The 17,342-nt window shown below is 46.6% G+C and carries 17 protein-coding genes; 4 read left to right on the forward strand and 13 right to left on the reverse strand.

The window, feature by feature from the left end:
- Positions 1-509 precede the first annotated feature (509 nt).
- Positions 510-2,129 (forward strand): alkaline phosphatase, encoded by a 1,620-nt coding sequence (locus NZ043_RS01110; RefSeq protein WP_133386030.1) that lies wholly within the window; start codon positions 510-512, stop codon positions 2,127-2,129.
- Between the two features lie 164 nt (positions 2,130-2,293).
- Positions 2,294-2,659, forward strand: a complete 366-nt coding sequence (locus NZ043_RS01115; protein ID WP_133385729.1) for a VOC family protein — start codon at positions 2,294-2,296, stop codon at positions 2,657-2,659.
- A gap of 119 nt (positions 2,660-2,778) precedes the next feature.
- On the opposite strand, the gene NZ043_RS01120 is transcribed toward NZ043_RS01115, so the two are convergent.
- The 4 genes from NZ043_RS01120 to NZ043_RS01135 form a co-directional block, all read right to left on the reverse strand.
- The gene (locus NZ043_RS01120) at positions 2,779-4,002 is read right to left on the reverse strand and encodes a GNAT family N-acetyltransferase (protein WP_133385730.1); all 1,224 of its coding nucleotides are present in this window, start codon (positions 4,000-4,002) and stop codon (positions 2,779-2,781) included.
- Between the two features lie 185 nt (positions 4,003-4,187).
- Complete coding sequence (locus tag NZ043_RS01125) at positions 4,188-5,666, reverse strand: methyl-accepting chemotaxis protein (protein WP_165980242.1); 1,479 nt, start codon at positions 5,664-5,666, stop codon at positions 4,188-4,190.
- 306 nt (positions 5,667-5,972) lie between these two features.
- A complete protein-coding gene (locus tag NZ043_RS01130; RefSeq protein WP_240768148.1) occupies positions 5,973-7,001 on the reverse strand; it encodes a pectate lyase in 1,029 nt (342 codons plus the stop codon).
- A gap of 305 nt (positions 7,002-7,306) precedes the next feature.
- Positions 7,307-8,149: an AraC family transcriptional regulator gene (locus tag NZ043_RS01135; protein ID WP_133385733.1), complete on the reverse strand. Its 843-nt coding sequence runs from the start codon at positions 8,147-8,149 to the stop codon at positions 7,307-7,309.
- 114 nt (positions 8,150-8,263) lie between these two features.
- Here NZ043_RS01135 and NZ043_RS01140 point away from each other — a divergent pair, with 114 nt between their 5' ends.
- Positions 8,264-10,249 carry a beta-galactosidase gene (locus NZ043_RS01140; protein ID WP_133385734.1) on the forward strand — a complete coding sequence of 662 codons (1,986 nt, stop codon included), beginning with the start codon at positions 8,264-8,266 and terminating at the stop codon, positions 10,247-10,249.
- 127 nt (positions 10,250-10,376) lie between these two features.
- On the opposite strand, the gene NZ043_RS01145 is transcribed toward NZ043_RS01140, so the two are convergent.
- The 7 genes from NZ043_RS01145 to NZ043_RS01175 form a co-directional block, all read right to left on the reverse strand.
- Positions 10,377-11,516, reverse strand: a complete 1,140-nt coding sequence (locus tag NZ043_RS01145; RefSeq protein WP_133385735.1) for a DUF4179 domain-containing protein — start codon at positions 11,514-11,516, stop codon at positions 10,377-10,379.
- Positions 11,506-12,054: a sigma-70 family RNA polymerase sigma factor gene (locus NZ043_RS01150; protein ID WP_133385736.1), complete on the reverse strand. Its 549-nt coding sequence runs from the start codon at positions 12,052-12,054 to the stop codon at positions 11,506-11,508. The genes NZ043_RS01145 and NZ043_RS01150 overlap by 11 nt, the downstream gene beginning before the upstream one ends.
- Before the next feature lie 180 nt (positions 12,055-12,234).
- Positions 12,235-12,420 carry a hypothetical protein gene (locus NZ043_RS01155; protein ID WP_339310273.1) on the reverse strand — a complete coding sequence of 62 codons (186 nt, stop codon included), beginning with the start codon at positions 12,418-12,420 and terminating at the stop codon, positions 12,235-12,237.
- A 104-nt stretch (positions 12,421-12,524) separates the two neighbouring features.
- The gene (locus NZ043_RS01160) at positions 12,525-12,851 is read right to left on the reverse strand and encodes a hypothetical protein (RefSeq protein WP_133385738.1); all 327 of its coding nucleotides are present in this window, start codon (positions 12,849-12,851) and stop codon (positions 12,525-12,527) included.
- A 14-nt stretch (positions 12,852-12,865) separates the two neighbouring features.
- The gene (locus NZ043_RS01165; protein WP_133385739.1) at positions 12,866-13,513 is read right to left on the reverse strand and encodes an SMI1/KNR4 family protein; all 648 of its coding nucleotides are present in this window, start codon (positions 13,511-13,513) and stop codon (positions 12,866-12,868) included.
- A gap of 29 nt (positions 13,514-13,542) precedes the next feature.
- Positions 13,543-14,223: a hypothetical protein gene (locus NZ043_RS01170; protein ID WP_133385740.1), complete on the reverse strand. Its 681-nt coding sequence runs from the start codon at positions 14,221-14,223 to the stop codon at positions 13,543-13,545.
- 28 nt (positions 14,224-14,251) lie between these two features.
- A complete protein-coding gene (locus NZ043_RS01175) occupies positions 14,252-14,719 on the reverse strand; it encodes a DUF6386 family protein (protein WP_206105776.1) in 468 nt (155 codons plus the stop codon).
- A 188-nt stretch (positions 14,720-14,907) separates the two neighbouring features.
- Between NZ043_RS01175 and NZ043_RS01180 the strand changes: the two genes are divergently transcribed.
- The gene (locus NZ043_RS01180; RefSeq protein ID WP_133385742.1) at positions 14,908-15,285 is read left to right on the forward strand and encodes a PilZ domain-containing protein; all 378 of its coding nucleotides are present in this window, start codon (positions 14,908-14,910) and stop codon (positions 15,283-15,285) included.
- A gap of 68 nt (positions 15,286-15,353) precedes the next feature.
- Here the strand turns inward: NZ043_RS01180 and NZ043_RS01185 are convergent, their stop codons facing one another.
- Both NZ043_RS01185 and NZ043_RS01190 read right to left on the reverse strand, forming a co-directional pair.
- On the reverse strand, positions 15,354-16,697 hold the full coding sequence (locus NZ043_RS01185; RefSeq protein ID WP_339310278.1) for a uracil/xanthine transporter: 1,344 nt from the start codon (positions 16,695-16,697) through the stop codon (positions 15,354-15,356).
- 50 nt (positions 16,698-16,747) lie between these two features.
- Positions 16,748-17,335: an ankyrin repeat domain-containing protein gene (locus NZ043_RS01190; protein WP_339310280.1), complete on the reverse strand. Its 588-nt coding sequence runs from the start codon at positions 17,333-17,335 to the stop codon at positions 16,748-16,750.
- Between the last annotated feature and the right edge of the window lie 7 nt (positions 17,336-17,342).

Genomic DNA, 17,342 nt, shown 5'->3' on the forward strand with positions numbered 1-17,342 from the left:
GTGGTCTATTGCCCTCAATTCAGGTTTTGCCTGCAATCAGTAACAACCCTGAGGAATGAGGTTCATTCCATATGAAAATGTAAACGCAATCAATCGTTTGATGAACAAAGAACCAACGAATGAACTGACACAGGTATTGCCCTAAACACGGTTACAATCCTGTTGTTATGGTGATGTTAGCACATAATGTAAGCGTTCGCAATATCTTTTTCTAATCGTCTTCATAGGACTTCTGACAGGGCAACATAAAAACTGCATTCTCATACGGGTTTAAACTCAACTTACATCATGATGATCTAAAATACTGTCTCTTAATTCGTCAACTCCTCATTTTGTCCAGTTCACTGGAATTCCAGCACCCTTCACTAATCGTAAATTTTACATATAGTTAATCCATTTCATACGTTATTTTAGCAATTGTTGTATACACTTGGTTTGGGATACCAACTATACATATATTCTAGGAGGATGCATTCATGTTAAACCGGTTTAATGTCCGTGCAGCCAAAATGATGCTCGCGGTGACAACAATTGTTACGGCTACACTCGGAGGAAGCAGTGCAGCGTGGGCTGTGGAGAACACCACCTCAACGACATCTGCATCACCGATTAAAAATGTGATTATTCTGATTCCTGACGGTATGGCTAACGATGCTACCGCTCTGGCTCGTTGGTATAAGGGCTCGTCCCTGACACTGGACTCCATGGCAAGCGGCATGGTTCGGACTCATTCCGCCGATGCGCCGATTGCCGACTCAGCTCCTGCCGGAACCGCTTTTGCAACAGGTTATAAATCTCATACCGGATTTGTTGGTGTACTGCCGGACAAGGCTACGATGCCAGGGCAAAAGGCGATTGCTCCTGGAGACGAAAGAAAACCTGTTGCTTCCGTTCTGGAAGCATCCAAACTGGCGGGTAAAGCAACTGGCATTATCGCTACATCCGAGATTATGCACGCCACACCAGCGGATTTCTCCTCTCACTATCCGGACCGTAAAAACTATGATGCACTCAGCAAACAACAAGTCTACAACGGCATGGATGTTGTGTTGGGTGGAGGTAGCAAATACCTTGAGCCGGCCGGACGTAAAGACGGCGAAAATCTGGTTTCGTCCATCAAGGCACTGGGTTACGATTACATCACTACACCAGCCGCAATGAAAGCATCCGATTCAAATAAATTATGGGGCATGTTCGCACCCGCAGGCATGGCTTACAATATGGACCGTGATCCTGCCAAGCAGCCGAGCCTTGCCGAGATGACATCCAAAGCCATTGAAGTTCTGTCCAAAGACAATGACGGCTTCTTCCTGATGGTCGAAGGCAGTAAAGTGGACTGGGCAGCTCATGCCAATGATCCGATTGGTATTATCAGTGACGTGCTGGCATTTGATGATGCCGTAAAAGTAGCCATGGATTTTGCCAAAGCGGATGGAGAGACTGCCGTTGTGGCTGTTACGGACCATGGTAATGGTGGACTCACCATTGGTAACAACGCAACTAGCGGCACGTACGATAAAGAGCCGTTGTCCACATTTATCGGACCTTTGAAAAAGGCCAAGCTGACAGGCGAAGGCGTTGAAGCGAAGCTGAATGCGAAGCGTACAAACATCAAAGCAGTGATGAAACAATACTATGGCATTACGGACCTGACTTCCGAAGAGATTGCCACCATCAAAGCGGCCGAGCCAGGCAGTCTTAACTATGCAATTGGTCCAATGATTAGCAAACGTGCAGGGATCGGCTGGACAACCGGTGGTCATACAGGTGGAGATGTCGTGCTGTACACGTATGCTCCGAACAATGACCGTCCGTTCGGTGTGATTGATAACACGGATGTCGCCAAATATATGGCACGAGTACTGGATCTGGATCTCGACAGCGTGAGCAAACAATTGTTTGTACCTGCCAAACAGGCATTTACAGCCAAAGGTGCGACGTACAAACTGGACCTGACTGACGCTAAAAATCCGAAGATCCTCGTAACAAAAGGCAATACCAAGCTGGAACTGCAAATCTACAAAAATATTGCACTAGTAAACGGCAAAAAGACAACTTTGGAGGGTGTCATTGTCTATAACGGTGTAGAGGCATTTGTACCACAGACGGCCATTGATCTGATTCAATAATTCGTTAGCACTACCGGAACTGCAAGAGATTACACCATTTGGCTGCCGAATATTTCGGCAGCTATTTTATTGTTTACTGATAAGGGGTAGGTTCCTGCTAACGCCTAGCGTATAATGAACGTAACAAAAATACATATCATGCAAGAAAAAGGAGAGATTCACCCATGTTGATCAAATTAAACTGGATCACGCTGAGGGTCAGTAATTTGGAAGCTTCACTCGGGTTCTACCACGACATGCTCGGACTTCCAATTCAGCGCAGATTCGAAAGCCGTGGACGGCAGATTGCCATGCTCGGCATGGAGAATGAAGCCAAGCTGGAACTGATTGAGGGCAGTGAGTCCATTCTTAAACCAGAGGCCGGCGTGTCGATCGGCTATGAGGTGAACTCGCTGGATGAAGCCATGGAACGACTGGCTGAGCTGAATATTCCGATTGTGCGCGGCCCCATCCAGCCCAATCCGCATCTGCGGTTTATTTACATTACAGATCCAGACGGCTTCGAGGTGCAACTCGCAGAGCATTTCTAATTAGGCGACTGCGCACAAATGTGCGTATCACGATGACCGGTTGGGTGTGCAAGTGTGCAGTCAAACCAGATGCAAGCTCATATCTGCATCGGGCAGCGTAAGCACATTTTTGTATCTATTTACAGCTTCATGCGGCGCATCAGCGGCACACCTACGCGATTCAACAACCGATCAAGCAGCAGCCAGCACCAGCGTCTGCCCCATGGAAGGTGGCGCTCATACACGGCCGAATACTCAAAATCCGCCACAGCACCGCGATTGCGCTTAAACTGCGCCGCCCCGGCGCTCTCATGTAACAGATGGCCGTTCTCGCGAGCCTGTGCGATCAGACAAGCGGATAACATGCGGTATAGTCCGACGGATTGGGGCACCGCTGTGTCGTAACCAAACAGCGGCGTTGTCATGATTCCATTTCGGCAGAAATAACCCATCACCGCGTTCAGGCGCCCTTCCTTTCGCAATCCATAGAGTCTGAGTGTTCCTGATGCCATCGCAGCAGCAATGAACCGCTCGGTAAATTGCGGATTGTGATAGGAGTATTTTTCAAGGTATAACAGCTTGTACAGCTCAACGATTCGCGGAATATCTGCATCCGTCATATCTGACTCGGAAACGAATTCGTAGTCGTGCTTGGCCAATAACTCGAAATCCCGCTTCAACAGCCAGCGTGACTTCGAGTTGCCAAAATTCGGATCATGCGCTTGGTACAGGTAGATTTGTCGGCTCGGAATTAGTCGACACCCCACTTCCGTTAGCCTCGCCGTCAGATCGGGATGAAGTCCCGGACACAAGGAGCGAAACACAATGACATGCTCAGGGTATCGCTCTTGTACCGCTGCAAGTAAACATTCTGCCTGTTCACCGGACATGGCTGGATACAGATTGGTGGACAACAACCAGTTATTCACATGCACAACTTTGTTGATCTGCGATTGCTTCATTCCCCAACCTATTAGACTGAGCAGCACAGAAAGACCCTTTTCCAACACAGGCTTCTGCAACATGGTCAATTCTTGCTTGGCGTAACTCACATAATGCGTATATGGCGAACAAACGTAAGCATTATCATACTCTGTATCATTCACCGTCAGTGGAACAACAAGATCATCAATCCGGGCGAGCAACAATGTCGTTTCCACGTTGGACATAAAGCTTTGAGTCCCGTCCAGCATCATAGGTTCCATATAAGCTCTGGCATATCTGCCATCCTCCGTATTGGGCCAGTCCATGTCTTTAAACGAATTCTGATCATACAGATGCACGCGTGCAACGCTATTATCATTCCTATGCTCATATGTAAGGTCATCGTAGGCCGAGCTATCTTCCATTCTTTTATTCTTCAAGCTTTTACTCCCCCATGAGGTAACGTCTTCTTTTGACTACTATTTACATTTTTAGTTCTACTCTCTTCATACTCTACACAACACACTGTATAGGAAAAAAATGTCGGCATCAAGCTGTCTTGCAGATGAAAAAAAAGCCCGTCCAGTACGCTAAATTCGCACCGACAGGCCCTCAACAATTAATATTAAAGTTTATTCTCAACGGAAGAAGCCTGATGATCCGAGACTAACTCATTCAGGTTCACAATCAGTTGCTCCAGTTCTCCAAAACTCTCCACCATCTTCTGTGTCAGGTTGCGTTGTTCTTCCATGCTCGCCAGAATCTCTTCTGTCGCTGCACTGGATTGCTCCGTTACACTTGAAATCTCGGAAACCTCATTCACTACTCTGGTGGAAGATTCCTTCATTGTAGCCGAACTCATCTCAATATCTGTCGCTTGATTCAACACATGCTGAGAGTTGCTGTTGATCGTACGGAACACTTCATCTGCCGTTTGCACACTGTCTCTTCCGTGCTGTAACGATAGACGAATACGTTCGAATCGATCTGTCAGTGCCTGCGTTTGTCCTTTTAATCGAGACAGAATGGTTGAAATATCATTCGCAGACTTACCCGAGCTCTCGGCCAGCTTGCGTACTTCCTCCGATACAACGGCAAACCCGCGTCCATGCTCGCCTGCACGAGCCGCTTCAATGGCTGCATTAAGTGCGAGCAGGTTGGTCTGAGTTGCAATATCCGCTATGCTGTTCAGCATAAGCGTCATGGATTCACTTTCCTCATTGAACTTTCGCATATCATTTGCAGTTGTATTGATCGTTTCATATAGATCTTGCATCTGAATATTCAGTTGGTCCATATGTTCGCTTCCTGTTTGCGTGCTCGTTGCCATACTTGCAGACAACTCTTTCATCTGTTGGGAATACAACGCAACGTCCTTAATATGCTGATCCGATACAGCTAAGGATTCCGAAATGTCGGCCACACTGGTCGCCTGGAACTCCACGCCTTTGGCAACTTCACTGAATCCCAGGGTCACTTCATGGGTAATGGAACCTGTTGAATCCACCTTTTGCTTCAATTGATCCGTATAACGAGATAGTCCGCCAACAGACTCCTTAACCCGTTCAAGCATCGTTTCCACCCGGGTCCGCGACGCTTCGACCTCGCTCCATCTTTTTTCACTTTCATGAAAGAGCTTTTGGTTCAGATAGGACACCATGAACATGATTCCGCCCGTAACGGCGAACAGCCCTACGTTGATTGCATTAGTCACAAACTGATCCTGAGTCGTTGTAGGAATAATCACAAGTTGAAGAATGTTGTTCGCAAGCATAACCGAAAATCCGATGACAAATAATTTTTTATTTGGATAAATAAGCAGGATCGAAGAGATGAGAATGGCAAGCAGCGGTTCAACACTTCCCCATCCGGCGAATACCCCACACAACGAGATCAGCACAGTGTTCACCCAAGGAATTAGATGGATGTGCTTCTTTTTGGCGTTTGCATAAGCGAGCCATATTCCATACAAGATCACAACACCGTTGGAAATAAATAATTTGGGCTCAATTAAAGCTACAGAAAATCCTACAATTAATACAACCCACAGAATGATGCTGATGATCTTGTTCCGTTTCCATATAATTTCGTCAATACGATTCATGCATACCCCGTCCTTTAGATAAAATAACTTGCGATTGTAGGGCATACTCGCACTCACACCGGCCTCTTTATGGTTTTCTACCGTGCATATTTCGACGCAACGCTCAGGCCACCGCCATAGTACAATGTTACTTCACAAACATGAAAGCAGCGCTACATTATGTATATCGGTATTCCGGATATAAATTTAAATATTTACTTTTAATTAATGTGCTTCCATATAAAAAAAACATAAAAAGCCCTTCTTATACGCTGTTACGTACAAGAAAGGCTTCTTGGTTACGCTAATAAACATGAATACATGGTCTTATTTTCCGAATACAAGTGTTGTATTGGAGGAACCTGCATACTTGGTGACGAACTCACGCGCATAGCTGGCACTCTCTACCTGATAACTGTAATTGGAGCTTGGTCTCCAGTTCGTTTTAGGAGAAGTCGGACTATTAAGCGCTGGTGTACTTCCCGTATCCGTAAACTCACCTTTTCCTTTGTCATCTAAGATGCCACCCTTTTCAGCGCCAGCACCAAAGTAGTTGTTTTCAGAATAAATCCGTGCTTTTTCACCAATTGTGATGGCCTGATTAAAGTTGTTTGCATAGTTGTTTTTGAGATGGAAGTAACCATATCTTAAAAGTCCAGGACCACGTACATATAAATTTTCGAAGTAATTATTGGACATCGTCACATGAGGTACTCCATTGTAACTGCTGTTACCATCATTCGGATGACCCAAGATGACGCCATACTTATGGTTCGCAAATTTGGAATTGCTAATCGTAATATAGTCGGCGCCATCGCCAATATACAGAAGTTTGTCCAGATCACTACCGCCAGAGCTGTAGCTGTGACCAGCAAACGTCACATGATCAATCCAGTAATTGGAGCCTGAAGTGATATACATCTGGATATCATCATTGGCATTAATATTGGAAGCGTGTTCAAAAGTCAGATTCTGAAAAATCACATTGCTTGAACTGCTTGTGGATCTGAAATGAATATTCGTTAATGTATGTTTGCCAAAGGAACCTACAAGTGTCTTGTTCGCTCCGAATTCAACCTTTTGTAACGTGGAGGAAGAAATATTCTGTTCAACGACGACAATCTTGGCTGTAGAGCCTGCCATATGTGTTCTCAAGTCATTAAGATTACTAACGTAAACCACCTGGCCGTTCTTGCCACCTGTCGTAGCTGACTTGGACACACCATTTTCATTCTTGGCACTGCCTGCAAAACCAGTCAACCCATTCGTACCTGTGTTTGGATAACTGGCCGCACCATATGTAGACGGGGCTGTGGAGACAGTTAACAACAATAGAGTTACAGCGAGTAAAAGCATCGAAAATTTCTTCAAAATTTCACCATCCTTTATAATATTATCCTCAAAGACAACTCGATTATATCGTGTAACTTTGGCTGTGACAATACAAAAATTGCAAAAAGACAATTATTATCATTTTTATGCAACAGCAGATCAGATATAGTGAAAAAACGTAAAACCAGGCCATTTTTTCACACAAAATAGAGCCGCTAATTAGCGGCTCTATTAACGAGTACTATGTGATACAACTAGGAACTGATCTGCCCTCGGATCAGTTCCTGAAGCCTCTGACGAAAAACCATTCGTTTGCGGATAATAATATGTCACGACTTCTGATAGCTGCGTCGGAAGGCGCCAGGTGTAAGTCGTTCCAGCTTCTTGAAGATGGCTCCATAATAGCTGGTCGATTCGAAACCGACTTGACGAGCAATATCCTCCATCCCGCGCTGCACATTGTCGAGCAGCAGTTCCTTGCTCTTGTTGACTCTTACCTGATTAACATAGCTGATGGGACGAAGACCTGTCGTCTTCTTAAACAAATGACAGAAATATTCTGGTGTGACACAGATCAATCCAGCCAGCGTTGGCAAAGTAATCTCTTCAGCATAATGCTGTTCAATATAGTCCAGAACCGGCTTTATTCGCTCATACTGCTGCCCGACGGTATCGCTGCCCTCGACAGATACGCGTTGAATAATCTCTGTCAATAAGGTATAGAGGACAGCGGAGCAGGCGTAATTGCTTAATGTCTGCTCTTGTGGTGTTAAGGCAGCTTGCAGCAGCTCCCGCATTCGGGATAGAAGGTATTCAGGCTGTGCAAGCGTGTATACGCATGTGTCGACAATGCCCACGGTTTCAAACAAGTTTGCTGACCCGTTGCCATCGAAAATGATCCAGTCGACTTCCCAACTGTCGGATAGCGCATAGTATTCGTGCTTCTGTCCAGGGAATAACAGCATGCCCATACCTGGCTTGACGATATGTTCCGTTTCACTTAGCTTGAGCTTACCCACACCGCTGCGGCATTGTATCCACTGATAATCCTCAATGCCTTGGTCTCGGCGGATATGCTCCTGTTCATGATGCAGGCCGATGCCAAGTAAATAAAAAGGGAGCAGCTTGTCTCGGGCAGATAACACCGGGAAATTACGATTGGGATGAGGCATACGACTAACTCTCCTGATCTTAATATTGTTATATCATATTAATTATTTAAGATATTCACTCGAATTAATATAACATATAATCGCAATATATTGATAAATAAAGGAGATCACAGGATGACAATTAAGATAGGAATTGATTATTATCCAGAGCAATGGACCCCGGAGTTATGGGAGAAAGATGCCATACTTATGCAACAGACGGGGGTTGCTGTTGTGCGAATGGCAGAGTTCGCCTGGAGCCGAATGGAACCGACTGAGGGTAATTATCAGTTTAAATGGCTGGATGCGGCTATAGAAGTATTCGCTTCGCGCGGCATGGAAATTGTGTTATGCACCCCCACCAATACCCCGCCAAACTGGATGACAACCCGTTATCCGGATGTGCTGCCCATGGATGAACAACGCCACATCATTCGGCCAGGTGTGCGTGGACATCGTTGCAACAACAGCCCTTCCTTGAGAATGCTGGGCTCCAAATTTGTGGAAGCGATATCACAGCGCTATAGTAAGCATCCCGCCGTCATAGGCTGGCAAATCGATAACGAGATGCACTACCAGGAATGCCATTGTGATACATGTAATCGTTCATTTGTCGCTTGGCTTCAAAAGCGTTATTCCAATCTGGAGGAGTTGAACCGGGAGTGGGGAACGGTCGTCTGGAGTGGTGAGTACAGCAGCTGGGCTGAGGTAACAACACCACTCGGTGCCAGCAAACCAATGAATCCTTCCTATCTTCTGGAGTACAAACGATTTTGTTCTGACAGCGTAGGCTATCTGCTGGGATGGCAGCTTGAGATTTTACGCCGTAACTGTCCAGGCCAATTTGTGACGCATAACATGTGGCAGTATCCGAATAGTCTGGACTATTATGATATGCACAACGAATTGGACTTCGTCTCTGTTGATTATTATCCGAATGAGCTGTATCGCGATTATGGCGATCGGTTTCCGAGGAACGGAGCGCTTACGTTGGACTTGGTTCGCGGTATCAAACGCCGGAATTTCTGGGTAATGGAACAGCTCAGCGGAGCACAGGGCGCCTGGATGCCGATTCAGCGCACCCCGTATCCTGGACTGATCCGAGCTCGCTCCTGGCAGACAATCGCTCGCGGTGCAGATATGGTCGTCCATTTCCGCTGGCGGAGTGCAACCGTCGGAGCCGAACAATTCTGGCATGGGCTGATCGACCACAGCAATGTTCCTGGACGCAGGTTCAGGGAGTTCGCGGAGCTTACTCGCGAGGTGAACCAGTTAGGAGAAATGCTAGCCGACTCGACCATTGTTACCCAAGTTGCGATTCTGCATTCGCATGATCAGCATACGGCGCTTTCCCTTCAGCCGCAGGCGGAAGGAGGAATGCACTATATAGACAACCTGTCCTCAATGCATAATGCATTTCTAAAAATGGGCGTAGGTACAGACGTTATCAATTGGACCGAGGAGCTCGATGGGTACAAGCTGGTCGTTGTCCCTTCCCTCTTCCTGTTAAGTGAAGAAGTAGCACAACGACTGGAGCGATTCGCAGCTAAAGGGGGGACGGTTGTCCTCACCAATCGGACTGGTGTGAAGAACATGAGGAATGTATGTGAGATGCTGCCTCTGCCGGGGCTACTGGCAGAAGCGGGGGGTGTTGTCGTAAGTGAATATGATGCCATCGGCAGCAGTGAGCATCGGATACGGAACGCGGAGGGCAAGACATTCGCTGCGAAGCAATGGTGCGATTTACTGGAACTGCGAGGCGCAGAGCCGATCGCCTGGTATGACAACGACTTTTACGAGGGTGTACCGGCGGTTACTGTCAATAAGTTTGGTGAAGGTGAAGTGTATTATGTCGGCACTTGGCCCGAGCCATCGTATTTCTATCAGCTGTTTGAAGACATATTGAAGGAAAAGGAATTGGCGCCCAAAATCCAGCTGCCGGAAGGTGTCGAGCTGTCGATTCGAACGAAGGGGGAGCAAAACTTCCTGTTTCTGATCAATTTGACGAATGAGCAACGAGAGATTACGCTGGACGTTCCTTATCGCAGCTTGTTGACCAGCGCGAGGTTGGATCAGAAGTTGACCCTTCCAGCTCTGGGAGTAGATATTCTAACTGTATAAGATCAGCGGTTTTTCATACCTAAGAAGGGATGTCTTTTCTCAAGGCTTACGACCTTGAGGGACATCCCTTCTCTGCTTTCACTAACATCCACCTAATCTGAATAAGAGGACTGCCTCTTATTTCATCTTATTTGATTTTGATTTTCAGTTCATCCTTCTTGGCTTCTTGTAAATCATCATAGACCTTATCTGGTTTGCCACGAAGTATTAATATCATTGACTCCGGATTGTCCAGCAGATTGCTACTGAAAGAATACACCATTCCTTCTCCTGTTGCGCCCCCGCTTACCATGGGTAGCTTGGTCTGCTTCCCGCCTTTAGTAGCAGTGATAATCTCAATAGGCTGTACTACCTCAGTGATTGACAACTTCGTTTTGTAATCGATCTCTTGCTCCGGCTCAAAAACAAATCTAACCTGAGTCACAAGCGGTGATAATTCCACTTCTGACAACATGACTTCATGACCCCCAACGGTAAAAGTACGATTAACGTTGATGATTTCCGTTTTGGGGATAGAAAATTTGGGATCCAGCGCAAAAGAAAGATTCAGTTTTTTGGAAAATTGATATTTCCGTTCCTTTTCCCCATTTTCTGAATATTCCACACCATCTGGAACAACAGAGGAAAGCTGAAACTGAATATTTACTTGCTCAGGCAGGGGTTTATTTCGACTTCGCTCAATTGTATTCCGGCCATATAAGGTATGCTTATCCTTCGAAAAATGCACAGCTCCTGCCCTGCCATTGTCAAGCAAGTACCCTGTCGAAGCGTCCGTCACCTTCATATTGACAGTCGAATACATCTCCTGCGAAGCATCCGTTTTGGCAGTATACAATACCGTTATTCTATTCTCATCTGCCATAACTGCATTCACAGTAAACGCATATATGCCCGATGTAACCGTCTGATCTACAAGTTGCACATACCCATTATTAATTGCTGATGTTATCGTGGTTTTTTCCACATCGGTTGCCAACTCACGAAAGGGTTCAAGTACTCCCCAATGGGTCACAGGCTCAGTATATGTTGCCTGCTCTTGACCATAACTCCCAAGCGGACCTAAGAGAAACCAACCCGCAGCCAGAGCCGTGACCAGCATTGCCGTGATCCATTTGATACGAACGGTCCTACCTGATCGTTTTGTTCTAGCCATCGCGAGACCACGTTGAATGGCAACAGTCGTATCCGCCGGATTCCATTGCTGTTTCTCTCTCTTCACCTGATATGCATCTGCAAGAAGTGCTTTTTCCTCCCGGTTAGTGGTCATGCCAATCCCTCCTGTTCTTCATCAACTTGCGCAACTGCTGGAGTCCCTTGTGCTGCCAGGTCTTGATCGTCCCTTCTGGTTTGCCGAGGATCGAGGCAATATCCGTCAGTGTCATGTCGTTATAATATTTCAGCAATAATACATGGCGATATTTCGGTTTCACCTTTTGCAAAAGAGATTCCATAGCGATTCGATTATCATCAACGCTAATCATCCAAGATGCCGGAATGCTGTCCTCCAGATCTTCCTTCGCCAGAGGTGTCGCCCGCTTGCGGCGCCTCTGCTCATCGATACAGATATAGATCAGAATCCGAATGATCCACGACTTGAACGCCTTCTCATTGTTCAGCGTCCGACGCTTGATCCAAGCCCGGCACGTCATCTCCTGTACCGCTTCCAGCGCATCTTGCTGGTTACGCAGGTAGCTATAGGCAATGGACATGAGCGTATCTTGATGTTCCATAATGGATTGCACAAATTCCGTCTCATCTTCGCTCTGTACATAGATCCTCTGGTTCATCCCTGCTTTTGTTTCCATCCCGCATCCCTCCTTCTCTCTCTTTCTGTAGTATAAGACGGGTGAGTGAAGCAAACGGTTTTTAATATTTGTTCATCAAAAAAAGCTCCGCCATCATCATGAGGGAGCTTGATTACATAGCACTTCGGCCGTCGGTATACAGAATTACGCACACGCATGAACAATTCAAGATCAACTAACTTACAGGTTGCCGGTGACTTCGATTCCGTCAGCCAATTGCAGATGGTTTCTCACCCAAGCTGTGAACTGATTCAAAAAATTCCGTAATTCTGGCTCTGCAACCACCTGTTGATCCAGCTCTGATAAGATCCCCACCCACACATCCTTCGTAATCGGATTGTCCCAGCAGGGATCAAGTGCCTTCATCTCTTCTCCAGTTCGCGGGTCAGTTAAGGGAAATGCACGATCCAATGCGGAACGAATATAGTCAAAGTCTTCATTATATATGTTTCAGGCAAACCTCTTACCGATCAGAGTTCAAACCAGATTAAACCACCATCAACCTGCCTGGTTTCTCGCTCCATCTGATGCATCCAGCTCCGACCTTCTTCACCCCAGATATGGAACAAACAGTAGATATACAACTCCCCATCCACAATCTCTTCTAACCCGGAAGCCTCTTCTATCCACACTTCAAGTGCTCTAGGCCAGGAAGGATCTTCACGTTTCAATACAAAGCCGTTGGCTTGGTGTTCCAAACTATACACTTCGGTAAATTTTAATGAACTTGCCAAACGCTTCACGACTTCAGGTAAAATCGCAGGCTCCGTTGCCCTAATCCCATATTCCCAGCCCATATGTACAACCTCCTTCAGACTTCGTTCGCTCCAGATTGTTGCTTTTGTTCATGCATTTGATGGATTGAACGATCCAACCACAACTCATACCAGTCCAGAAAATGTAATCGATTCGTATTGCCCCAATACTGATCAGGATAGATTCCATTGCGGTTAGCCCGGTCATCAACCCAGATCTCTCCTTGGGAGGCTCCCTTAACAATCAGATTCATGGAGATGCCACAACCAAAATCACTGATGCGCAGCATGCCTGCCGACCATTTTGGATCAAAATATTCGTGCTCCAGCGCCTCCCATTCCTCTTCTTCCTTGCTGTCATCGAACCAGTCATAGTTCCAGTTCCATGCTTCCATGAATTGAAAAGGGTCCGAGATTGCATTCAGCTCATCATCATAACCAAGCACAGCGTATACGCCGTCATCCGGGTTTTCCAGACCATAATAAGGTCCTGCACCACCCGTTCCCATATGAAGAAGCCATGCCTTATACTCCTCCGGCAACTCAATTCGCCATTTCTGTTCAAATTGCGTGATATCCTCCTGCGTCCACACAGGCTCCATTTCATATTCATGGTTTTCTGCGCCAAACAGGTCCAGATCCGGGTCCAGGCTTCGAAGAGTGATCAACTTTTCACGCATCCGCTCCAGTTGTACAGTGTACATAATCTACCTTTCCTCCCTTCGCTACTCTATTACGTTTGTTCCACGGCGTACCCGCGTTGCTGTAACTCATCCAGTGCTGCTGCCACATCTCGCTCAGGACACAACTGCTTAATCAGGCTGGCGGTCACTGGTTTTTCTTCATATATTTCAGCTACGGCTTCCAACGGCAGATCCGGCAAGTCATAGTACCCTTTGGCCCAATCAACGTAATCTTCCGAGTTCTTCTCTATATATCCAAGTAAAAATTCTGCGCCACCTCTGGCATCCACTTCGTCTTCCTCGGTCATCGCCAGCTGAATCCAGTTACCAACCTTCCATGACAAGTCGTTCCCTTCCTGCCATAGGCAAATGGTCACATCCTCCATATCCAATGTTTCCTCATGATCTCGCAGAACAGTCATCAAGGCCTCTGGTACTTCATCGTACATGCCCGGGTAAATCTCACCATCCTCACGAGCATGCGGACTTAAAGGTGACTCATGATCAAATCCTTTGATCAACGTGCCTAAGTTCGTAAACAAGACATGCAGATGATCCCCTGCGCCGTTATTGATGCTTCCCCATGCCACACCTGGCTGAAGTTTATCTTCATAATGATGAACGCGTAGCCATTCTTCCTCCGAAAAGATAATATCCAAAGCAGCGAGTATTCTCATCCGTTTACGCAGGGCATCTGCATTCATCATCGTTATCTCGTTCCAATCCTGCATATGAATCCCTCCTGTTTGTATCTGTACACTATATCCGGATCAATTCATCCAGCGTGTTATTTCCCTGAATACTTGGTGTCATGACAATGGTGATCCGACTAGCTTCTCTGGAGACGATACACGCATAATTTCCCGGCTTTAACTGAAACAGAACCCCTTCACACGTCTCATCCGGCTCCAATTCACCGCCAGTGACATTATCCGCCGCTCCCAGATAGACGTGCCCAGACGGAACTTGCAGATGATACACCTTTTCCCGTTCCGCTCCGTGATCTGGATCTGAATCCTCCTCTACATCCTCCAGGCTCCATTCCACCTCATACACTCCATCCGCACCCAGATTCAGGAACAGACAATGACCTGCATTCACCTCAGCCAGCTCATCCACTGGAATGGACCACCAGTCCGAAGTATCCTCGGCACGATGTTTTAACGCTGCCAGATCATACAGGCACAATGTTGCCGTATCTGTAAGCATTTGAAATGTTCCTCTCATATTCACACGTCCCTTCTATCTGATCCAGGTCTGACCTCAGAAATATATTCCATCATTATATCAAGCCTGATACACGTGTAAAAGGAACCCATGGACCATCTCTGCTTTCGCAACTCTTCATTTCTCGCTCCAAATGGTCGATATAAGCATAACTGACTTTTTTTGAACCTGATGGAGGAAGCCAAGCCATGTCAATTAACAATAGAAAAGAACCCTTTCGCTACACATTGAAGGAACCGATTCACTTTGAGATCTATATTCTCAGCATCAACGGTGTTAACGCACCAGCCAAACCCATTCAGGCCGAACTCTGCGATATCAGTCGATCCGGCTGTCAGCTGTCATTTCCGCTATCCCTTCCTGTAGAGAATAACGATATTCGGATTGGAATGAATATGCTGCTCTTTGAAGACCCTCTATATATGGAAGGCACTCTCCGCTGGGGTCATGAAAAAAATACCTCATGGCACTATGGAGTTCAACTGGAAATGCAGGATGGAAACCAGGACCGCCTCTCCAGAGAGATGCGAATGCTTGCAGGCCAAGGCAAAATTATCGTGAAATAGCCATATAGCCTGATAACAAAAACAAAAAAACAGCCCAATCAAATTGGACTGTCGCAAGATGAAACTCTTTATGCCGCTTTACTAACTGTCGCTGGTTGTTCCATTTTGGACCAGTTCACGGTTTTTTCAAGAACGAGTGAGACCAATACCCCAATGACGAGACCATTGCTTATGATCGGAATAAGATACATGGGCAAGGTTTGAAATGCTTCAGCAGGAATATTCATTACAGCAACTCCCGTGAGGACCGGCAACGCTACACGATAGATCGTTTTAGAATTAAACGTTGTACCTTCAAGCGTTCTTAGTGCCGTGCCGAACATCTGAAGATAAGCCACAAACAGAACAGCACTGCCAACGCTTGGTGGTATTTGTGCAAAAAATGCTGTCACAGAAGGTGTAAGACCCATCATACATAACAACCCCGCTCCAATAATAAAGGCAGCACGACGCAGAATGCGAGTACTCTCCAGGAACCCGATCGATGATGCAAATAAACCAAAGGGCAGCACACCTACACAGGCTGACAACATCGTGAACAGACCCGTTAGCGCATAGGAATGCCTATACTGACGGCTTGTTGTTTCTGTCCGGTATAGTTTCTCAACTGTACTTAATGTGGTGATCGAATTCGTCATATTCACCAGCCCTACGAAAAATGCAGTAATGACAATACCGGGTTCCCATCTGGGTGCTCCCCACGGAAACAGTTCGAGACCAGCCGGGGCCTGATTAGGCTGTCCTCCATGTTGTCCAGGAAACAATAGACTATAAGCGATCCAGCCTGCCACAATCCCAATCAGGATCGCGTAGTTCCCCAGTTTTCCCCTACCCTTTAATTGAATCCATGCCACCAAAAATGCAATGACAACGGACAATGCGGCAACAGGCAGATCGAAGCGACCAAACTCCGTATATCCTATCATACCTTTGAAAAAATTCATGGTTAATTGAATCGTCATTAGAAACAACATGGCACTCTTCACCATAGGTGTGAACAGCTTTTGCAGCACTTGCGCTGCTCCCAGCCAACCCAGAATCACCATCGTTAGTCCCGCTAACAGAAAACCTGCAGCCAGTCCACCGCCAATACGCTCCAGACTCATACCGGCCGATGAAGCAGATACCGTCAAACTTAGCGTCAATCCCCACCATAATCCTGACGGACCATCCATAATCGCATATCGATGACCGAATACAGCTTGAAGAATGCACACTGCTCCGGTAAGGGTAAATGCGTGCTGCATGGAGGCAGCGATCGCATCCGGGGACAGATGAAAATTATGTCCAATGGATAGCGGCACAACAACAGTATTGGTAAACAGGAAGAAAAACCACTGTATACCTGCCAAAATCAGTGAAGATACGTCCTTCATATTCTTTTGTAAAAAATGCTCTTGATGTCTGTTCATTCGTTCGGAATATCCTTTCACTGTTCTGTATCATAAATGTATAAGTCTCTTCAGACTTGGGTTAATAGTCGTTCCATCTCGGCATACCGATGCCGACTCGCATGTGCAAGCGGTGTAATCCCGTCCCGATCCGCAATCTTTGGATCTGCACCATATTGCAAAAGCAAGGCAACAATCTGCTGGTGACGCGGCCCACCATCTCCCAAAATGACCGCTTCCAGCAAGGCTGTCCACCCCAGGTTGTTGATATGATTCACATCCACATCACTGCGTGTCAGCAGAAGCTCCACAATGTCCACATGGCCCCGATCCGCTGCTGGGATAAGGGCTGTGCCACCAAAACGATTCGTTAACCTCGTATCTGCACCTGCTTCAACGGCCAGTTCGACCATGTCATACATACCCTCAGCACTCGCGTATAACAGCAGGTTGTCCAATCGTGCATCCCGAAGATTAATGTCGGCTCCGGCGTCCACTAGCATCCTTGCCGTGTCTATCTTGTTACCGTGCACCGCTGCCATCAGAGGTGTTCGCCCCAATGCATCCCGTTCATTCAACCGGCTGCCCTGTTGTGTGATAAATCGAATGACCTCATCAGTATGGCCCGCTAGAGCAGCATCATGTATTGTTCTAACCACGTTGTTT

The organism is Paenibacillus sp. FSL k6-2145 (assembly GCF_037976585.1).
Lineage (GTDB): Bacteria > Bacillota > Bacilli > Paenibacillales > Paenibacillaceae > Paenibacillus.

Bases quoted from the DNA above. Each gene is read 5' to 3' on its own strand.
- NZ043_RS01110 (WP_133386030.1), top strand. From the start codon at position 510: ATGATGCTCGCGGTGACAACAATTGTTACGGCTACACTCGGAGGAAGC.
- NZ043_RS01115 (WP_133385729.1), top strand. From the start codon at position 2,294: ATGTTGATCAAATTAAACTGGATCACGCTGAGGGTCAGTAATTTGGAA.
- NZ043_RS01125 (WP_165980242.1), bottom strand. From the start codon at position 5,666: ATGAATCGTATTGACGAAATTATATGGAAACGGAACAAGATCATCAGC.
- NZ043_RS01130 (WP_240768148.1), bottom strand. From the start codon at position 7,001: ATGCTTTTACTCGCTGTAACTCTATTGTTGTTAACTGTCTCCACAGCC.
- NZ043_RS01135 (WP_133385733.1), bottom strand. From the start codon at position 8,149: ATGCCTCATCCCAATCGTAATTTCCCGGTGTTATCTGCCCGAGACAAG.
- NZ043_RS01140 (WP_133385734.1), top strand. From the start codon at position 8,264: ATGACAATTAAGATAGGAATTGATTATTATCCAGAGCAATGGACCCCG.
- NZ043_RS01145 (WP_133385735.1), bottom strand. From the start codon at position 11,516: ATGACCACTAACCGGGAGGAAAAAGCACTTCTTGCAGATGCATATCAG.
- NZ043_RS01150 (WP_133385736.1), bottom strand. From the start codon at position 12,054: ATGGAAACAAAAGCAGGGATGAACCAGAGGATCTATGTACAGAGCGAA.
- NZ043_RS01155 (WP_339310273.1), bottom strand. From the start codon at position 12,420: ATGAAGGCACTTGATCCCTGCTGGGACAATCCGATTACGAAGGATGTG.
- NZ043_RS01160 (WP_133385738.1), bottom strand. From the start codon at position 12,851: ATGGGCTGGGAATATGGGATTAGGGCAACGGAGCCTGCGATTTTACCT.
- NZ043_RS01165 (WP_133385739.1), bottom strand. From the start codon at position 13,513: ATGTACACTGTACAACTGGAGCGGATGCGTGAAAAGTTGATCACTCTT.
- NZ043_RS01170 (WP_133385740.1), bottom strand. From the start codon at position 14,223: ATGCAGGATTGGAACGAGATAACGATGATGAATGCAGATGCCCTGCGT.
- NZ043_RS01175 (WP_206105776.1), bottom strand. From the start codon at position 14,719: ATGAGAGGAACATTTCAAATGCTTACAGATACGGCAACATTGTGCCTG.
- NZ043_RS01180 (WP_133385742.1), top strand. From the start codon at position 14,908: ATGTCAATTAACAATAGAAAAGAACCCTTTCGCTACACATTGAAGGAA.
- NZ043_RS01185 (WP_339310278.1), bottom strand. From the start codon at position 16,697: ATGAACAGACATCAAGAGCATTTTTTACAAAAGAATATGAAGGACGTA.